18 protein-coding genes are annotated in these 16,880 nt (G+C 62.3%); 6 read left to right on the forward strand and 12 right to left on the reverse strand.

Annotation, left to right across the window (positions count from 1 at the left end; translation table 11 throughout):
* Nucleotides 1-66 precede the first annotated feature (66 nt).
* Entirely contained in the window at nucleotides 67-966 is a 900-nt protein-coding gene (locus tag ACSBPU_RS09710) for a DMT family transporter (RefSeq protein WP_442598293.1), read from the forward strand.
* Nucleotides 967-1,014: 48 nt separating this feature from the next.
* On the opposite strand, the gene recJ is transcribed toward ACSBPU_RS09710, so the two are convergent.
* Entirely contained in the window at nucleotides 1,015-2,757 is a 1,743-nt protein-coding gene (gene recJ / locus ACSBPU_RS09715; protein WP_442598295.1) for a single-stranded-DNA-specific exonuclease RecJ, read from the reverse strand.
* Nucleotides 2,703-3,647, reverse strand: coding sequence for a hypothetical protein (locus ACSBPU_RS09720; RefSeq protein WP_442597637.1), 945 nt, complete (start codon nucleotides 3,645-3,647; stop codon nucleotides 2,703-2,705). The genes recJ and ACSBPU_RS09720 overlap by 55 nt, the downstream gene beginning before the upstream one ends.
* 40 nt (nucleotides 3,648-3,687) lie before the next feature.
* Between ACSBPU_RS09720 and ACSBPU_RS09725 the strand changes: the two genes are divergently transcribed.
* Genes ACSBPU_RS09725 through ACSBPU_RS09735 form a run of 3 tightly spaced genes read left to right on the forward strand, consistent with a single transcriptional unit; the run spans nucleotide 3,688 to nucleotide 6,511 of the window.
* A complete protein-coding gene (locus ACSBPU_RS09725; protein ID WP_442597639.1) occupies nucleotides 3,688-4,959 on the forward strand; it encodes a lipoprotein-releasing ABC transporter permease subunit in 1,272 nt (423 codons plus the stop codon).
* A complete protein-coding gene (lolD, locus tag ACSBPU_RS09730; protein ID WP_442597641.1) occupies nucleotides 4,952-5,668 on the forward strand; it encodes a lipoprotein-releasing ABC transporter ATP-binding protein LolD in 717 nt (238 codons plus the stop codon). Before ACSBPU_RS09725 ends, lolD begins: the two co-directional genes overlap by 8 nt.
* A 12-nt stretch (nucleotides 5,669-5,680) precedes the next feature.
* Entirely contained in the window at nucleotides 5,681-6,511 is an 831-nt protein-coding gene (locus ACSBPU_RS09735) for a TatD family hydrolase (protein WP_442597643.1), read from the forward strand.
* A gap of 1 nt (nucleotide 6,512) precedes the next feature.
* Here the strand turns inward: ACSBPU_RS09735 and ACSBPU_RS09740 are convergent, their stop codons facing one another.
* The gene (locus ACSBPU_RS09740) at nucleotides 6,513-7,511 is read right to left on the reverse strand and encodes a Bug family tripartite tricarboxylate transporter substrate binding protein (protein WP_442597645.1); all 999 of its coding nucleotides are present in this window, start codon (nucleotides 7,509-7,511) and stop codon (nucleotides 6,513-6,515) included.
* 30 nt (nucleotides 7,512-7,541) lie between these two features.
* Complete coding sequence (locus tag ACSBPU_RS09745; RefSeq protein ID WP_442597647.1) at nucleotides 7,542-8,411, reverse strand: fumarylacetoacetate hydrolase family protein; 870 nt, start codon at nucleotides 8,409-8,411, stop codon at nucleotides 7,542-7,544.
* A gap of 148 nt (nucleotides 8,412-8,559) precedes the next feature.
* Between ACSBPU_RS09745 and ACSBPU_RS09750 the strand changes: the two genes are divergently transcribed.
* Nucleotides 8,560-9,273 (forward strand): FadR/GntR family transcriptional regulator, encoded by a 714-nt coding sequence (locus tag ACSBPU_RS09750; RefSeq protein ID WP_442597649.1) that lies wholly within the window; start codon nucleotides 8,560-8,562, stop codon nucleotides 9,271-9,273.
* A gap of 87 nt (nucleotides 9,274-9,360) precedes the next feature.
* Here the strand turns inward: ACSBPU_RS09750 and ACSBPU_RS09755 are convergent, their stop codons facing one another.
* From ACSBPU_RS09755 to ACSBPU_RS09765, 3 genes are read right to left on the reverse strand one after another with little or no spacing between them, the layout of a single operon-like run.
* Entirely contained in the window at nucleotides 9,361-10,332 is a 972-nt protein-coding gene (locus ACSBPU_RS09755) for a Bug family tripartite tricarboxylate transporter substrate binding protein (RefSeq protein WP_442597651.1), read from the reverse strand.
* Between the two features lie 32 nt (nucleotides 10,333-10,364).
* The gene (locus ACSBPU_RS09760; protein WP_442597653.1) at nucleotides 10,365-10,835 is read right to left on the reverse strand and encodes a DUF3237 domain-containing protein; all 471 of its coding nucleotides are present in this window, start codon (nucleotides 10,833-10,835) and stop codon (nucleotides 10,365-10,367) included.
* Entirely contained in the window at nucleotides 10,832-12,082 is a 1,251-nt protein-coding gene (locus tag ACSBPU_RS09765; RefSeq protein ID WP_442597655.1) for a flavin-dependent oxidoreductase, read from the reverse strand. The genes ACSBPU_RS09760 and ACSBPU_RS09765 overlap by 4 nt, the downstream gene beginning before the upstream one ends.
* A gap of 117 nt (nucleotides 12,083-12,199) precedes the next feature.
* Between ACSBPU_RS09765 and ACSBPU_RS09770 the strand changes: the two genes are divergently transcribed.
* Nucleotides 12,200-12,697: a MarR family winged helix-turn-helix transcriptional regulator gene (locus ACSBPU_RS09770; RefSeq protein ID WP_442597657.1), complete on the forward strand. Its 498-nt coding sequence runs from the start codon at nucleotides 12,200-12,202 to the stop codon at nucleotides 12,695-12,697.
* A 51-nt stretch (nucleotides 12,698-12,748) separates the two neighbouring features.
* Here ACSBPU_RS09770 and ACSBPU_RS09775 read toward each other — a convergent pair whose 3' ends face one another.
* From ACSBPU_RS09775 to ACSBPU_RS09795, 5 genes are all read right to left on the reverse strand, one after another.
* On the reverse strand, nucleotides 12,749-13,642 hold the full coding sequence (locus ACSBPU_RS09775) for an alpha/beta fold hydrolase (protein ID WP_442597659.1): 894 nt from the start codon (nucleotides 13,640-13,642) through the stop codon (nucleotides 12,749-12,751).
* A gap of 58 nt (nucleotides 13,643-13,700) precedes the next feature.
* Nucleotides 13,701-14,183 (reverse strand): GNAT family N-acetyltransferase, encoded by a 483-nt coding sequence (locus tag ACSBPU_RS09780; RefSeq protein WP_442597661.1) that lies wholly within the window; start codon nucleotides 14,181-14,183, stop codon nucleotides 13,701-13,703.
* A gap of 73 nt (nucleotides 14,184-14,256) precedes the next feature.
* Nucleotides 14,257-15,483: a hybrid sensor histidine kinase/response regulator gene (locus ACSBPU_RS09785; protein WP_442597663.1), complete on the reverse strand. Its 1,227-nt coding sequence runs from the start codon at nucleotides 15,481-15,483 to the stop codon at nucleotides 14,257-14,259.
* A complete protein-coding gene (locus ACSBPU_RS09790) occupies nucleotides 15,480-16,055 on the reverse strand; it encodes a chemotaxis protein CheB (protein WP_442597665.1) in 576 nt (191 codons plus the stop codon). Before ACSBPU_RS09790 ends, ACSBPU_RS09785 begins: the two co-directional genes overlap by 4 nt.
* Entirely contained in the window at nucleotides 16,052-16,876 is an 825-nt protein-coding gene (locus ACSBPU_RS09795; protein ID WP_442597667.1) for a CheR family methyltransferase, read from the reverse strand. Before ACSBPU_RS09795 ends, ACSBPU_RS09790 begins: the two co-directional genes overlap by 4 nt.
* Between the last annotated feature and the right edge of the window lie 4 nt (nucleotides 16,877-16,880).

Genomic DNA, 16,880 nt, shown 5'->3' on the forward strand with positions numbered 1-16,880 from the left:
ACGTTGCTAAAGCATCAGTCCGTTCCCGCAACCCGTCTGGCCGCCTACGGCTGCCTGGCGCTCAGCATGTCGCTGGTGGGAGCCTACGTGGCGCTCAGCAAGCCCCTCGCGACCGTGTTTCCGGTATTTCTGCTGGGTTGGCTTCGCTTTGGCATCGGCGGCGTGGCCATGCTGAGCTGGATACGGAAGCCGGCCCACGAGCCCGCGCTTTCGTCGCGCACACGTTGGCTCGTTTTCCTGGAATCGTTTCTCGGCAATTTCCTCTTCACCTTGTGCATGCTGGCAGGGGTCAGCCTGACCTCCGTGGTCTCCGCTGGCGTCATACTGTCTTTCATTCCGGCCGCCGTGGCGCTCTTGAGCCGGATTTTCCTCAAGGAGCGCATCGGGTGGCGGATATGGGCCGCCGTTGTCTTCGGAGGGCTCGGCATGCTGGTGCTTTCGCTCGCACAGGCGCAGTCCGGCGGCGCTTCGTTGCCCGCTTCCGCGAAATCCGACGACCTAGCCTGGCTGGGCAACCTGCTGATCTTCGGTGCCGTGCTTTGCGAAGCGTCGTACGCCGTCATCGGCAAGCGGCTGACGGCGGTGATGGGGCCGAAGCGCATCAGCGCCGTCATCAATCTATGGGGATTCGTGCTGATGACGCCCTTGGGCCTGTATGCGGGCGCGAGCTTCGATTTCTTTGCTGTTCCCGCGACGATGTGGCTGTCGCTGCTGTTCTACGGGCTGGCTGCCAGCGTATGGACGGTATGGCTGTGGATGACCGGACTGAAGTCGGTTCCCGCTTCGCGGGCCGGCGTCTTCACCGTCATGCTGCCCGTCGCCGCCGCCTTGGTGGGCGTGGCGGTGCTGGGCGAAACATTCAGTCCCATGCAATTGCTGGCATTCGCGATGGCGTTGGCCGGTTTGCTGCTGGCGACCCTGCCTGCGCCCGAGGGGTCAGACCCCGTACGGGGTCTGACCCCATGATTCTTGCCAAGGGGTCAGACCCCATTCGGGGTCTGACCCCTGCTCAGGCTAGGCCCCGCAGGCGTATTCGATGATCAATTGCGCCGACACCGTTCCGTTCCACACGTTCTGGTCGAGCCGATAGGCGGCATCGACGGTTTCGGGCAGCATTTCGGCGCGATTGAACCAGATTGCGTCGAAGCGCTGGTGGCCGCGTTCCAGGCTGAGCTTCAGATGCTTGTCCTTCAGCAGGCGTTGCTGCCTGACGTAGAAGGTATCGCGGAAGATGGGCGGCGGAAAGCCGGCTCCCCAGACTTGTTGCTGGAGCAGTCCGGCCACGTCGGCATTGGCGTAGCCCGTTTCAAGCGATCCGTCGGTTTCGATGACCGGATCGAAGCTGTTTTTGCCGCTCAGTTCGCGTACGGCCTGATCGAATCCTTGCGTGAAAAGCGCGTAGGCATCCTCGCGCAGCGTCAATCCCGCGGCCATGGCGTGGCCGCCGAATTTCAGGATGGCGCCCGGGTGCCGCTTCGACACCAGATCCAGCACGTCGCGCAGGTGTACGTCTGGAATGGAGCGGCCCGATCCGCGCAGTTCGCCGGTGTCCGAGCGTGCGAAGGCGAGCGTCGGGCGCCAGTATGTTTCCTTCAGGCGGGATGCCACCAGGCCCACCACCCCTTGATGCCAGTCGGGATGATAGACGCACACGCTTGCTCCGACGGTCGGCGAGGCGGCCTCCAGGGACGCAAGGGCTTCTTCGCGCATGGTCGCCTCGATGCCGCGCCGTTCATGGTTCATGGCGTCCAGTTCGCGCGCGAGCCGCAGCGCCAGGGATTCGTCGTCCGTGGTCAGGCAATGGATGCCCAGGCTCATGTCGGCCAGACGGCCGGCGGCATTGATGCGAGGACCGATGGCGAAGCCCAGGTCGAAGCCGTTGGCCTGCCGGGGCTCGCGTCCCGCGACGGCGAACAGCGCGCGGATGCCCGCCTGCATGCGGCCGCCGCGCATTTTCTGCAGCCCCTGCGTGACCAGCAGGCGATTGTTGGCGTCCAGCTTCACCACGTCGGCCACCGTGCCCAGGGCGACCAGATCGGCCAATTGATCCAGGCGCGGCCCGCCGTCCGATGGGAAGACACCGCGCCGGCGCAATTCGGAACGCAGGGCCAGCATCAGGTAGAAAATCACGCCCACGCCGGCCAGGTTCTTGGAAGGAAAACCGCAGCCGGGCTGATTGGGATTGACGATGGCCAGCGCCCGCGGCAATTCGTCTCCGGGCAGGTGGTGATCCGTGATCACGACGTCCATGCCGGCGTCACGGGCGGCATCCACGCCGTCCACGCTGGCGATGCCGTTGTCCACCGTGATCAGCATGTCCGGCTTGCCCGACGGATGCCGGACGGCCAGTTCGACCACGGCGGGCGAAAGCCCGTAGCCGGTCTCGAACCGGTTCGGCACCAGGAAATCCACGCGGGCGCCCATGCCGCGCAGGGCACGCAGGCCCACGGCGCAAGCCGTGGCGCCATCGCAGTCGTAGTCGGCAATGATGAGCAGTTTCTTCTGTGCTTGGATGGCATCGGCCAGTACCTTGGCCGCATGCTCGGCCTGGGTAAGGCGGCCCGGCGGTATCATCGCGGCCCAATTCAGTAAAAGATCTTCCGCGCATTCGACCCCGCGCGCCGCCCACAGGCGAGAGAGCAGGGGATGTACGCCTGCCTCTTCAAGCGCTTTGGCGGCCGAGTGATTGACCGTCCGGGTACTCAGTTGGGGGGTGACCACCATTTTCTCCATGCTTCGCGGCTGCCGGGCAGCCATTGTTTCCATTTGTTCCACCGGGCGGTCTCGAGTTCGACCAGCCGGGTTCTGCCGGTCAGCACCAGCTTTGGCGTTTCGTGACGGGCCAGCGGCTGGAAAACGCCGGCTTCGAGCTCGCCCAGCGCTGCGAGCCAGCCTGCCCAGTCTTGTGCGACCGACGCGGCCAGCAGCGTGCCGTGCACCTGGACGTCGGATGGCGCCGAGCGAAGCTGCTCCGGCCGGCCGCCTCCGTACAGCCACAGGCTGTTCACCGGAAGCAGCCCTTGCTGGTAGCGTTGCTGATTGACCGGATGATCGAACCACAGCATCTGTACTTCGTTGACGAGCTTGCGCCATGGCCGCGCGTTCATGTCTTGCGGCCACCAGTCATTCACCGACGTCAGGCTGACCACGACCGGGCTTGCACACTGCGGCCTGAACGAACCAGGCAATTCCACACGCCAGAAATCGCCGCCCGCCTCGTGCAGCATGAAGCCGGCGTCGGCGAAGCTTTCGCGCACGGAAGCGAACAAGGCTACACTTTGTTCAGGAGTGATGGTCAGTTCCCGGGCGGGCAGCAGCGCCGCGCCGTCGCGCGCCGGCGAAACGTGCACGAGCTCGGTGAGCCACACCGCGTCTTCGGGCGCGACAGAAGCATTTTGCAACGCCGATGCCCGCATGGGGCCCAGCCCTGTGGCAAAATTCTGTCCATCTTCCGGCTCGAAGCCGCGGGCCCGCAACTGCCAGTACTCGAACGGCGTGCAGCCTGTTCTGGCGGGGTCGGCGTCCAGGATGCGAGCCTGAGCATGTTCCAGCCATCCGAACAGGGTAGGGGCGGTTTTTTGAAGATATGGGATCAGTTCGCGCGCTTCGCGCGGATCCGGCAGAGCGCCTGGTAGTACGATTCGCATTCCTGAATTGTAGTGTTAATGGGAAACGGTGGCTTGAATAATGTCTTATGAATGGTGGATAGGGGCCCGGTACGCAGGCCTGGCGCGCTCCAGGCGACGAGGAGGGCGCGGCGACCGCTTCGTGTCGTTCATCGCGGCCAGTTCCATGGCGGGCATTGCATTGGGCGTTGCGGCGCTCATCGTCGTGTTGTCGGTCATGAACGGTTTCCAGACCCAGGTTCGGGACCGCATGCTGTCGGTGCTGCCACACATAGAGCTCTATGTGCCCAGGGTGTCGGCCGACGATGCCTTGTCGCAATGGCGCCAGATCGCCGACATCGCCTCCAAGAATCCGGCGGTCCGCGGTACCGCGCCGTTCGTGGCGGCGCAAGGCATGATCGTGCGTGGGGAAACCTTGGCCGGCGTGCAGGTGCGCGGCATCGATCCAGCGGCCGAAGGGGCCGTGTCCGACATTGCCGGCCAGATGGTCTCGGGCCGCCTGGACGCGCTCAAGCCTGGAGGATTCTCGGTGGTGCTGGGCAACCAGCTTGCGGCCAGCCTGGGCGTCGGCGTGGGCGACACCGTGCTGCTTCTGGCGCCGCAAGGCTCGATATCGCCGGCCGGATTCACGCCGCGCATGCGCCAGTTCACGGTGAGCGGCATTTTTTCCTCGGGCTATTACGAATACGATGCCTCGCTTGCCTTCATCGATGTCGAAGACGCCGCGAAAGTTTTTCGCGACAGCGGCTCGAGCGGCGTGCGCCTGCGCATTACAGACATGCAGCAGGCGCCTCTTGTCGCGCGCGAGCTGGGCGGGCTGCTCCCGCCTTATGTCCATGCGCAGGACTGGACACAGAACAACCGCACCTGGTTTGCCGCCGTACAGACGGAAAAGCGCATGATGTTCCTGATTCTGGCGCTGATCGTGGCGGTGGCCGCCTTCAACCTGCTTTCTTCCCTGGTCATGGCGGTCAAGGACAAGCGGTCCGACATCGCCATCTTGCGCACCATAGGCGCGACCCCGCGTGAAATCGCCCGCATTTTCCTGGTGCAGGGATCGTTGATCGGGGTCGTGGGCACTTTGCTGGGGGTGGGCTTCGGCATGCTGGTGGCCTACAACATCGATGTGATCGTGCCGCTCATCGAACGCATGCTGGGCGTGCAGTTCCTGCCCCAGCAAATCTATTTCATCAGCGAATTGCCGTCCAATCCCCAGGTCAGCGACATCGTCGTCGTGGCCTTGACGTCGCTGGTGCTGTCCCTGCTGGCAACCTTGTATCCCAGCTGGCGAGCGTCCAGCCTCCAACCCGCCGAGGTATTGCGCCATGACTGATTCCTTGCCAGTGCACGCGCTCAGCGCCCGCAATCTCGTCAAGACCTATCAGGAAGGCGGCCGCGAGGTTCCCGTGTTGCGCGACGTAAGCTTGCACGTGGACCAGGGCGAAATGGTGGCCATCGTGGGCGCCTCCGGATCGGGCAAGAGCACCCTGCTGCATACCCTGGGTTTGCTTGATCGCCCCACTTCGGGCTCGGTTTTCATCAATGGCGAGCCCGTCAAGGGCTTGTCCGAGAAGCAGCGCAGCCAGTTGCGCAATCGCAACCTGGGCTTCGTCTACCAGTTCCACCATCTGCTCGCCGAGTTCTCGGCGCTGGACAACGTGGCCATGCCGCTGATCGTGCGGCGCGAAAGCCGCAAGGCAGCGCGCGAACAGGCCCAGGCAGTGCTGGAACAAGTCGGGCTTGCCGAGCGCATCGATCACTACCCGGGGCAACTGTCCGGCGGCGAACGGCAGCGCGTGGCACTGGCCCGCGCCCTGGTGACGCGGCCGCGCTGCATATTGGCCGACGAACCGACCGGCAACCTGGACCGGTACACGGCGGAAAGCATGTTCGAGCTGCTGCGGCGCGTGAACCGGGAGTTCGGTACGGCATTTGCTATCGTGACCCACGATCCGGCGCTCGCCGCGCTGGCCCATCGGCAACTGGCCATGGAAAAAGGACGCTTGATCGATCCCGAGACACCGCCGTTGCCACTGTCCTAGAAGAGGGGTCCTATGTTGATCGATACGCATTGCCACCTTGACGCGGCAGAGTTCGCGCATGACCGCAAGGAAGTCATAGAGCGCGCCGGAGCGGCTGGAGTCAGTGCCATCATCATTCCCGCCATCGACACCGGCAACTTCGATGCCGTGCGGTCGCTGGCGCATTCTTTCAAGGGCGGCACTTACGCGCTGGGCATACATCCCATCTGCGTGCCGCATGCTCAGGATCAGGACCTGGAGCGCCTGGATTCCTGCATCCAGGAAAACCTGGAAGATTCACGCTTCATCGCCATCGGGGAAATCGGCCTGGATTTTTTCCTGCCGGCGCTCAAAGAAGATACCATGCGCGAGAAACAGGAGCGCTTCTACAGCGCCCAACTCGACTTGGCGCAGCGTTACGGGTTGCCGGTGCTATTGCACGTAAGGCGTTCCCAGGACCTGCTTTTGAAGCATTTGCGGCGCAGACCCTTGATAGGCGGCATTGCGCACGCCTTCAACGGCAGTTTGCAACAGGCGAAGCTGTTCATCGAACATGGCTTCGCGCTGGGCATGGGCGGCGCCATGACGTTCACGCGGGCGCTGCAGATACGCCGGATTGCCCGGCAGGTGCCGCTGCGCGACCTGGTGCTTGAAACGGACGCGCCCGACATTCCGCCGGCTTGGCTGGGCGGTCCCGGAAAGCCGGCGGCGCGCAACGAGCCGGCCCAGGTGGGACGAATTGCGCAGTCGCTGGCGGAAGTCCGGGAGATAAGCCGCGAGGAGGTGGTGTTCGCCACCGCCGCGAATGCGAAGCGGGTATTGCCCCGGCTGGCCGGCTACGCGGTGCCGGCCATGGCGGGTTGACTCAATCGACCTTGCCCATTTTCTGAACGGCCTTGGCGATCGATTGCGAGTCCGCTTTCCAGTAGGCGTCGAAATCGGCGGCGTTCTGGAAGTCGAGCGGACTGCCGGTTCCAAGCATGGTCTTCTGGAAGTCGGGGTTGGCTGCGATCTTTTGCACCGCGGCGCTGAGCGTGTCGATGGCCTCAGGCGGCGTGGCGGCGGGAACGAACACGCCCGACCATTGGATGAACTTGGCGTCGTAGCCCAGGGAGCTCAGGCTGGGGACATCGGGCATGGAGTCCAGCGGCTTGTCGCCCCAGTGCGCCAGGGCGCGCAGCTTGCCCGCCTTGATCTGCTGGAGCGCGCTGGCCGGCCCGGTTGCCAAGGCCTGGACGTGACCGCCCAACAGGGCAGCCACCGCCGGGCCTGCGCCCGTATAAGGAATGTGCGAAAGCTTCACACCCGATGCCTGTGCGAGCATTTCCATGGGCACGTGCATCGTCCCGTAGATGCCCGAACTGCCATAAGTGATGTCTTCCGGGTTCTTGCGGGCGTCTTCGATGAATTCCTTGGCGGTTTTCCAGGGCGCGTCGGCACGGACGACCAGGACGGTCGGGTCCGCCGTGATGCGGCCGATGGGCTTGAACTGATCGAGCTGGAAGGCCGCCTTGCGCTCGAGAATCTTGTCGGCCTCGGGCAGGATGGAAATGGACGACAGGCTGAGCAATATGGTGTAGCCGTCGGGCTTCGCGTTGGCGGCGGAACCGATGCCGATGGCACCGCCGGCGCCCGCCTTGTTCTCGATGACCACGCTTTGGCCCAGTTCCCTGGACAATGCATCGGCCACCGGCCGCGCGACCGTGTCGGCCACGCCTCCGGGCGGGAAGGGCACGACCATGGTGATGGGGCGCTCGGGGTACTGCGCCAGCGCATGGCTGGACAGCGTCAGCGCCGCCAAGGCGCAGGCTGTCTTCAGCCATGCCACTGCGCCGGTCGGCCTGCAAAGGGATGATGCGTTCATGAGTCTCCTCCGGATGCGGAATACGCTTGCTTACTTGAATGTGTTTTCCAACACGCCGATACCGTCGATCTCGATGCGGACCACGTCGCCAGTCTTCAGGTATTGCGGCGGATTCAGGCCCATGCCGACCCCGGCGGGCGTGCCGGTGGCGATGATGTCGCCGGGATATAGCGTGATGCCGCGCGAGCAGGTTTCGATCAGCGAGGGCAAGTCGAAAATAAGGTCGGGCGTGGCGCCGTCCTGGCGAAGTTCGCCATTCACCCAGCAGCGGACCCGTGTGTTGCTGCCGTCGAGCTCATCGGCCGTGACGATCCAGGGGCCCATGGGGCAGAAGGTGTCGAAGGACTTGCCCATGTCCCATTGCTGGTGGCGCATTTGCACGTCGCGGGCGGTCACGTCGTTGACGATGGTGTAGCCGAAGACATGGCTCATGGCATCGGCGCGAGAAATATTCTTGCCGCCTTTGCCGATGATGATGGCCAGTTCGGCCTCGTAGTCGATTTGCTCCGAGACGCCCTTGGGCAGCTCCACGGCATCGTTCGGGCCGACCACGGACTCGGGCACCTTGGTGAAAACGATGGGCCAGGACTGCACGTTCTTGTCGTTGTCCTTGAAGACCGAGCTGGATAGTTCCTTGGCATGCGCGTGGTAATTGCGGCCGACGCAGAACACGTTGCGGAACGGGCGCTCGATGGGAGCAAGAAGCAGGGAGGCGTCCAGCGCTTGCCCTTCGCCGCGTGGCTGAATCTGGGCACGGATTTGGTCAAAGTTTTGTACCAACTGGTGCATGTCGGATTTGAATCCGGGAACGAGGTCGGAGAGAGGCCAGTAGCGTTGCTTGTCGGCATCGATCAGGCATACTGCCGAACCGCCATTGAGCTTGAGAGTAGCGAGCTTCATATTGCTTCCTGTATGTTGTGAGCCAATGGCGGTAATGTAGCACAAAAATAAGACCAAATTGGATCTAAAAATTCAGTTTTTTGATCGATATATTGACCAATTGGTTCAATTTAGTAGAATAGGAGCAATTTCATACAAGGAGCCGCCAGTGCAGGAACGTTTTGCCGTACCCGGAGCACGCGCGGAGGGTATCCGTGCGCTTTCCGATCATTTGTTGAAGGAGATGTCCGAAGGCGGTTTGCGGCAAGGGGTGAAACTGCCGCCCGAGCGCGAACTCAGCGAGCGCTTCGGCATTTCACGCGGCTCCGTACGGCGCGTGCTTGCGCATTTCCGTGAACAAGGCCTGATCACCCAGACCGTAGGCAGCGGTACTTTTGTGTCGGCGCAGGCCGAAGCGCTGCGCCAATCGCTGCCCGAGCCCCAGTCCGGGCCGGTGCACACCAGCCCGGCCGAGCTCATGGTGGCGCGCCTGCTGATCGAGCCCCTCATGCCGGGACTGATCGTGCAAAATGCCACTGCGGCAGACTTCCACGAAATGTTCCACTGCCTCGAGCAGTCCGAGGCGGCGGGCAGCATCGAAGAATTCGAACACTGGGACGAAGCCCTGCATCGCTCTTTTGCGCATGCCACCCACAACAGCTTCTTCGTGCAGGTCATGGATCTTACCAACAAGGTCAGAGAGCAAGGCGAATGGGGCAGGCTGAAACGCATTTCGCTCACGCCCGAAACACGACGCCAGTACGAGGTCCAGCACCGCGCCATGGTCGAGGCCTTGAAGGACCGCGACGCGGTCCTGGCGCGCCGGCTGCTGGTCGAGCACCTGGAACAGATACAGCACAATCTGTTCTCCAGGGCCTTTTAGGGTAGCGGGCCCCGGCATGCTGTTCGGCCGGGCAGCATGCCGCGCCGGACGTCTGATCGCGCGGCCGGTTTCGGGCCGCGGCTTCACTCAGTTGATCTTGAATCCGGTTTTCTTGACCACTTCAGACCAGGTCTTCTGTTCGGAAACCAGCAGCTCTTTCAACTGATCTCGCGAAGATGCCGTGATGACGAAGCCGGCGTTTTCCAGTGTCGTCTGCACTTGCTCATGCTTGAGCGCCGCAACGATCTTCTGGTTCAGCGTATCCAGGACCGCGTCGGACGCGCCGGCCGGCGCGAAGAACGCGAACCAGGCACCGAAGTTGACCGAGGGCATGCCCTGTTCCTTGAAGGTCGGGATGTCGCCCAGCATCTTGGTGCGTTCCGAGCCCGTGATGGCCAGCGCGCGCATCTTGCCGCCGGCCAATTGGGGAGCCGCCATGGCGGTCGTGATGAAGGCTGCCTGCACCTGGCCGCTGACGATGGCGGTGACGGCATCGCCGGTCGAACGATAGTGCACCGGCTCGATCTTGAAGCCGCCGGCCTCGGCCAGCATTTCCGCGCCAAAATGGCCTGGCGTGCCGGCGCCGAAGGTCGCCATATTGAATTTTTCCGGATTCTTTCGCGCGTTGTCCACGAAATCCTTCAAGCTCTTGTAGGGCGAGTCGGCCGGCGTGACGAGCACGAAGTTGGCACGGACCGCCTCGGTGATGGGCGCGAAGTCTTTCTGCGGCTTGTACGAAAGCGTGGAGGTGGTTTCGGGCGAAATGCTGATGGAGCCCACCTCGCCGAGCAAGATGGAATACCCGTTGGGCGTGCTGGTGGCCACCGATTGCGCGGCGATCTGCCCGCCTGCGCCCGCCTTGTTCTCGACGACCACGGATTGCCCGATCTCCTTGGACAGTTGGTCGCCGACGCTGCGGGCGACGATGTCGGGGCCGGTGCCGGCGGGAAAGCCCACCGTCAATCGTATGGGCTGCTCGGGCCAGCTCGCCGCCAGCGCGGATAGCGGAATTGCCATGCAGGCCGTGAATACCAGCTTGCCGAGGAATGTGGGCTTCATGGATGGGTCTCCTGTTTGTTTTATTGGATCAGTCAGCGGATCAGAAAGAAGTTGAGTTCGACGCGGTCCGGGTGGCGCGCGCCGGTGCCTACGAACAGATGCGTGTTGAGCCATTGCAGCCGGGGAGCCGCGGTTTCGAAATGGGGATAGCTGCGAAAATAAATGCGCGCCGGATCAACCGGTATGCCTTGAGCCAGCGCGGCAATGTCCTGGGCGGATCCCGTCCGTATCCCGGTGTTTTCGACATAGACGGTTTCCCCTTGTTCGGTTTCGATCACATAGCGCGCGTGAATATCGGTGAACTCGGGCGAGCGTATGGATTGGAAGTCGGCGCCGCCCGGCAGAATGGTGCCGGTAAGCTCGCGGCCTTTCACGGTGCCGCCGACAATGGGAATGACGCGCCGCTTCCCGCCGGGCGTTTCACCCACTTCAATCGGAGCGGCGACGTCCACGATCAAGGTTGCAAGGTGTTCCAGCCCGGGGGCGGTGGCAAGAGTATTCATGGCTTTTTCAGTGCCTTGGGATCGAAGCCCGCGAGCCGCTTGTAGCGCGCCGCAATGCCGTTCAGTTCGGTGTCCGGGATGACGTCGTGGATATGATGAAAACCTTGGGGCGCGCGCTCATGGGCGAGCTGCATGACTTGCTCCGGACCGTTCAGGCGGTTGCGCAGGACGATGCCGGCGGTTGCCGGCAAGCGTTCCGCTTCGTATTCGAGCAGGGCGAGCTCGATGCCGGTCGGTGTCCGCGCTTGCGCTTCGGCCAGGCGGTCGGCCAGGCAACGCGCATCCAGTATGGCTTGCGCCGACCCGTTCGAACCGATGGGATACATGGGATGCGCGGCATCCCCCAGCAGAGTGGCGCGTCCGTAGGTCCATTTCGGCAGCGGATCCTTGTCGACCAAAGGGAATTCGTAGATGGCGGGTGCCTTGCGGATGATGTCCGGGATGTCGATCCAGTCCCAGCGCCAGTCCGAGAATCGCGCCGCGAACACCGACGCATCGACTTCCCGGTTCCAGTCGGTGGCGGGCAGGTCCGGCTCGGGCACGCGCAGTTCAGCGATCCAGTTGATGAGCGAACGGCCTTGCCGGCGCAGTGGCTCGGAAATCGGATAGCACACGAATTTCTGGTCCTGGTGGCCGGCCATGAACATCGTCTTGCCATCCAGATAGGGTGGGGCCTCCGTGGTGGCACGCCACAGCATGCGTCCCGAAAAGCGCAGTCTGTCGGCCTCGGGATGGAACTGTCGCCGCAGCGCCGAATGGATGCCGTCGGCGCCGATGAGCACGTCGCCGCGCACCTGCCGAACCTGATCGGCGTTGCGATCCAGGAAGTTGACGGTCACGCCACGGGCATCCTGGCTGAAGGACTGGAAGGACATGCCGGTGTGCAGGCAGCCATTGCCCAGGCGCGCGCGCACCGCGTCGGCGAGCAGCAACTGCAGTTCGCCGCGATGGATGGACAACTGCGGCACCGGATAGCCCGCCGCCAGGCCGCGCGCTTCCTGCCAGATGGCCTGCCCATATTGGTTGTAGTAGTGCAGCGCGGAAGTGGCCACGGCGCTTTGTGCAAGCGTGTCCACCATGCCAAGTTGCTCGAGCTCGTTGACGGCATGCGGCAGCAGATTGATGCCGACACCCAGCGGTTTGATCTCGCGCACGCTTTCATAAAGCTCGCAAGCGATGCCGCGCCGTTCCAGCATGAGCGCCAGGGTCAGGCCGCCGATGCCGGCGCCCGCGATGATGACTTTCAAGCGTATGCCTCCTCGATTATTTGTTATGTATCATAACAATCTGATCGGGGGATATGCCTATACGGATAAACCCGACATTCTGATATGGTTATTGCCCTATTGTGCGCAGGAAATTCCGTGAGCAGAAAATTGAGATCCCGTCCCAACAATCGCCGTCCCGATCAGCGCGGCGAGCCCTTCAATGCGCAAGTGCCGGGCGTGGACTACGGTGTGCTCGATGAGCTTGTCGGCTACTGCCTGCGCAGGGCTCAAATCCGCATTTACCAGGACTTCCTGGATGCGCTCGGATCCTGGTCCATCACGCCGCCGCGCTTTTCCGCCATGACGCTCATCGGCAACAACGCCGGCATGAAACTGACAGAACTGGCCCGCGCCATGGGCATCGCCCGATCCGGCGCGGTCGAGGTCGTGAATTCCCTGGAAAAGCTGGGCTACGTCGCCCGCGGCGCCTCGCAGAGCGACAAGCGCGCGCACTCGCTGGCCTTGACGCCGGAGGGCGGGCAGGCGCTGGCCGGCATCACGCAGGCCATACGCGAGCACGACGCGCGCATCAGCGCATCGCTGAGCCTGGAAGAACAGGGGGAGCTGAGGCGGCTGCTGAACAAGCTGGGGTGAGCACGTCGCGGCCCATTATCTGTTTTGAGTATCGGATGCAACAGCGGCGCGCTAGGCGGCCTTGCTCAAAAAGAACGTCATCATTTCCTGCAAGATGGCATCAGGGCGTTCTTCCGCCAGGTAATGGCCGCAATCCACCGAGCGGCCGCTGACCTCGCCATGGGATACGTTTTTCCATAGCGACAACACGTCGAAGTTCTGGCCGACAGCGCCGTGTTCGGCCCACAGCACGCGCAAGGGCATGGACAGATGCCTGCCGGCATCCCGGTCGAGCGCGTCATGCTCCAGATCCACGCCCGCCGATGCCCGGTAATCGCTGCATATGCTTCTGGCGGTGAAGGGCAGGGCAATGCACCGTTCGTATTCCGACAGCGCTTCGGGCTGGAAGGCGGACAGGCCCGCATGCCGGCGGCCTGACACATTGTGCAGGTAGGCGACGGGATCGGCCTCGATCAGCCTTTCCGGCAAGGGCGCGGGTTGAATCAGGAAGAACCAGTGCCAGTAGGCGCGTGCAAAGGCCATGGACGTGCGCTCATACATGGCCAGGGTGGGCGCGATATCCAGAAACAGCAGCCGTTCGACCTGGCCTGGATGATCCAGCGCGAGGCGATGGGCGACTCGCGCGCCCCGGTCGTGGCCTCCGACCATAAAGCGATCGAACCCGAGCTGTTGCATGAGCTCGACCATGTCCTGCGCCATGACGCGCTTGGAATAGGCGACGCTTTCCAAGCCGGGCTCCGGCCTGGAGGAATCCCCAAAGCCCCTCATGTCGGGCACGACGACGGTATAGCGCTCTGCCAGACTGGGGGCGACCCTGTGCCACATGACATGGGTTTGAGGGTGGCCGTGCAGCAGTAGAAGGCCGGGCCCATTTCCGCCGACGCGCGCATGGATGCGCACACCGTCCTTGACACTGAAGTTTTCGCTGGAAAAGTTGTCGAACATGCTTGCATTACCTTTGCTGCGTGTTTCGGGTGCGGGCCCCGAGACCTTGATGTTGGAATCAGATGCCGCGCGGCGGTGGGGCGAGCCCCTTGCGCATCAGTGCATTTTCGAGCGCCACGCCACGGACGATAGGAAAACCTCGTTCGACAATTCGGAACCCATGAAGCGCGAAAAATGGCTGGGCGGTCTTGCTGACCCGGGACCTTAGTTCGCTCAGGCCCAGCGATGCCGCTTCTTCATGAATGCGACTCATCAGCCGAGTCCCGATTCCTTGTCGCGGACGAGAGCCGGACACGAAGAAATGGTCGATATATCCGTCCGGCTGCATGTCCGCATAGCCGACGATATCGTTGCCAAGCAGCGCCACGAAGGGCTGAATCGCCTGAATTCGATTGGCCCATAACACCATATCGAAGTTCGCCGGCGCCCAGGCGGCAATTTGCTCGTGGGAGTAATCGCGCGAAGCGAGTTCGTGGATGGCTGTGAAGTACACGCGGAATAACGCAGCCTCGTCGCCGGGCTTGAATCTACGAATCTCCACAGTCTCTTTCCAATGTGATGGGTCGAATCGCGCCTGTGTCACATCCGCCATCCGGTCGGGTCAGACCGCAGCCTTAGTCCCTGCTTGAATCGACAGCTGCCGCGTCGATGTGATCCAGCGCCGGCGTAGTATCGACGTTGTCGCTGGATGAAGCGGCGAGCCTGCCTTCCAGCGGAATCTTGACCACGAAGGTGCTGCCTCGGCCGCGGCCTTCGCTTTCGACCTCGACGGAGCCATCATGCAGGGCGACAAGCTGCTGCACCAGCGCGAGACCGACGCCCAGGCCACCCGCCGATTGAGTTCGATGCTCCGCCACTTGCGAGAAAATTTCGAAGATGCCGGCCTGCATATCTGGAGGGATACCAATACCGTCGTCCTTCACTTCGATTTCCGCAAAGCCTGAATGGCTGCGCGCTACAAGCGTAACGGTGCCGCCACGCGGCGTATATTTGGCGGCGTTGTTCAGAAGGTTTGCCACGACCTGTGCGAGCCGGGTGTGATCGGCTTCGAGCCAGACAGGCTCATGAGGCAAATGGGCCGTGAACGAGTGTCCGGCGGCGTCAAGATTAGGCCGGCTGGATTCAATCGCGGAATGCAGGATTTTTTTCAGCTCGACGCGTTCCTTGCGCAGCGAGATCTTGCCTCCGCTGATCCGCGCGATGTCGAGGAGGTCATCGACAAGCCGCAAGAGATGAAAAACCTGCCGTTCCATCCGTGAACGGATGGCTTCGGCGTCGTCGCGTTCCCTGGGCTGCTTCAGAAGTTCGACGCCTAGGCTGAACACAGTAATGGGGTTGCGCAGTTCATGCCCAAGCATGGCCAGGAACTCGTCCTTGCGGCGGTCTGCTTCGCGCAGGGCCTCCGACACCGCTTTCAGCTCATCGCGCTGGACGGCAATCTGCTTGCGCTGTTGATACAAATCGAAGAATACATTCGCCTTGCTGCGCAGGATGTCGGCTTCTATGGGCTTCTGGATGAAGTCGACGGCGCCTGCCTCATAACCGCGAAAGCGGCGCTGGATGTCTCCGGATCCCGCTGTTACGAAGATGATTGGAATGTGGCGAGTGCGCTCGCTGCCTCGCATGAACTCCGCCAGCGCGAAACCGTCCATGCCGGGCATCTGCACATCCAGCAGCGCCAACGCAACTTCGTGTTGCAACAGCAGTTCCAGCGCTTCGTCGCCTGATCTGGCCTTGAGCATTGTAAGGCCGTCGCGCTTGAGCAGCGCCTCTAGCGACAGCAGGTTTTCCTCGAGGTCATCGACTAGCAGAAAATGAACGGGTTTGGTCGGGCTTTTCATTTTTCGCACTCCTTCACGAGAAAGTTTACAATTTGTTCGAGCGTTGTCGAGCGCGCCGACGCACATTCCGATAGCGCCGCCCGTGGCATCGCGCTTGCATATGCGGTCGCAGGCTCCTGGACCAGTGCCGTGCCGCCCGCGGCCGCAATGGCTCTCAAGCCTTTTGCTCCATCGCTGTTGGCCCCGGTAAGTATGATGCCGACGACCGCCGGGCCATAGGCGTCCGCCGCGCTCTCGAACAATACGTCGATCGAGGGACGCGAATACATCACTTCCTCGTCGCTCGATAAGGAAAGCGTTCCTTCCTCTTCAACGAGCAGATGGTAGCCCGCAGGCGCAAAGTAGATGACGCCGCCCAGCGCCGGCTCCTTGTCTTCCGCCTCGCGAACCGCCATCCGGCATTTTTTTTCGAACAAGGAAGCCAGAATATTGTCGCGATCGGCCGGGACATGCACCACGATCAGTATCGGAAGCGGGAAATCGGCGGGCAATGCGGGAAGGATTTCCGACAAGGCCTGGATGGCGCCGGCTGAAGCGCCGATGACGACGGCACGGGGGGCGGCATTGCTCATGGCTCGCGCCTTTGATAGATTTTTTCTTCCCGCACGAACTCTCCGAACGCTTCGGCGTGGCGGGAAAAGCGCAGGCTTTCCTTTGCGCCGAGGCCCAGAAACCCGTGCCGGGGGAGGGCATCACGAAACAGCCCGATGGCGCGGTCCTGCAGCTCACGATCAAAATAAATGAGCACATTGCGGCAGGAAATCAGGTTCATTTCGCCGAATACGGCGTCGGTGACCAGGCTGTGATCCGAAAATACAACCCGTTTGCGCAGGCTTTTGTCGAATATGGCGTTGCCGTAGGCCGTGCTGTAATAGTCGGACAGCGACGATTTGCCGCCGGACATCCGGTGGTTTTCCGTAAACGACTTGATCCGGTCCAAGGAATAAATTCCGCTTGCCGCCCGATCCAGCGCGTCCGAATTGATATCGGTGGCATAGAACAATGTGCGGTCCTCTAGGCCTTCTTCCCGGAACAGTATGACGAAAGAGTAAAGCTCTTCTCCGGCACTGCATCCGGCAATCCACAGCTTAAGAGACGGGTAAGTCCGCAGAAGCGGCACCACTTTTTCCCGGATCGCACGGAAATAAGAAGGGTCGCGGAACATCTCGCTGACCTGAACGGTCAGGTATGGAAGCAGGCGCGGCAACAAGCTTGGGTCGTGCAACAGTCTTTCCTGCATGGAGGAAAAATTCACGAAGCCCATCTGCTCGCGGGCCTGCCGCAAGCGCCGCTTGATCGATGCGCGCGCATAGCTACGAAAATCGTAGTGATAGCGTTGATGGAGCGCTTCGAGCAGCAGCCGGATCTCGATATCCTCGATGGCGTCCGACATAGGC

The sequence above is a fragment of the Parapusillimonas sp. JC17 genome, from assembly GCF_052180245.1.
Taxonomy (GTDB): domain Bacteria; phylum Pseudomonadota; class Gammaproteobacteria; order Burkholderiales; family Burkholderiaceae_B; genus Parapusillimonas.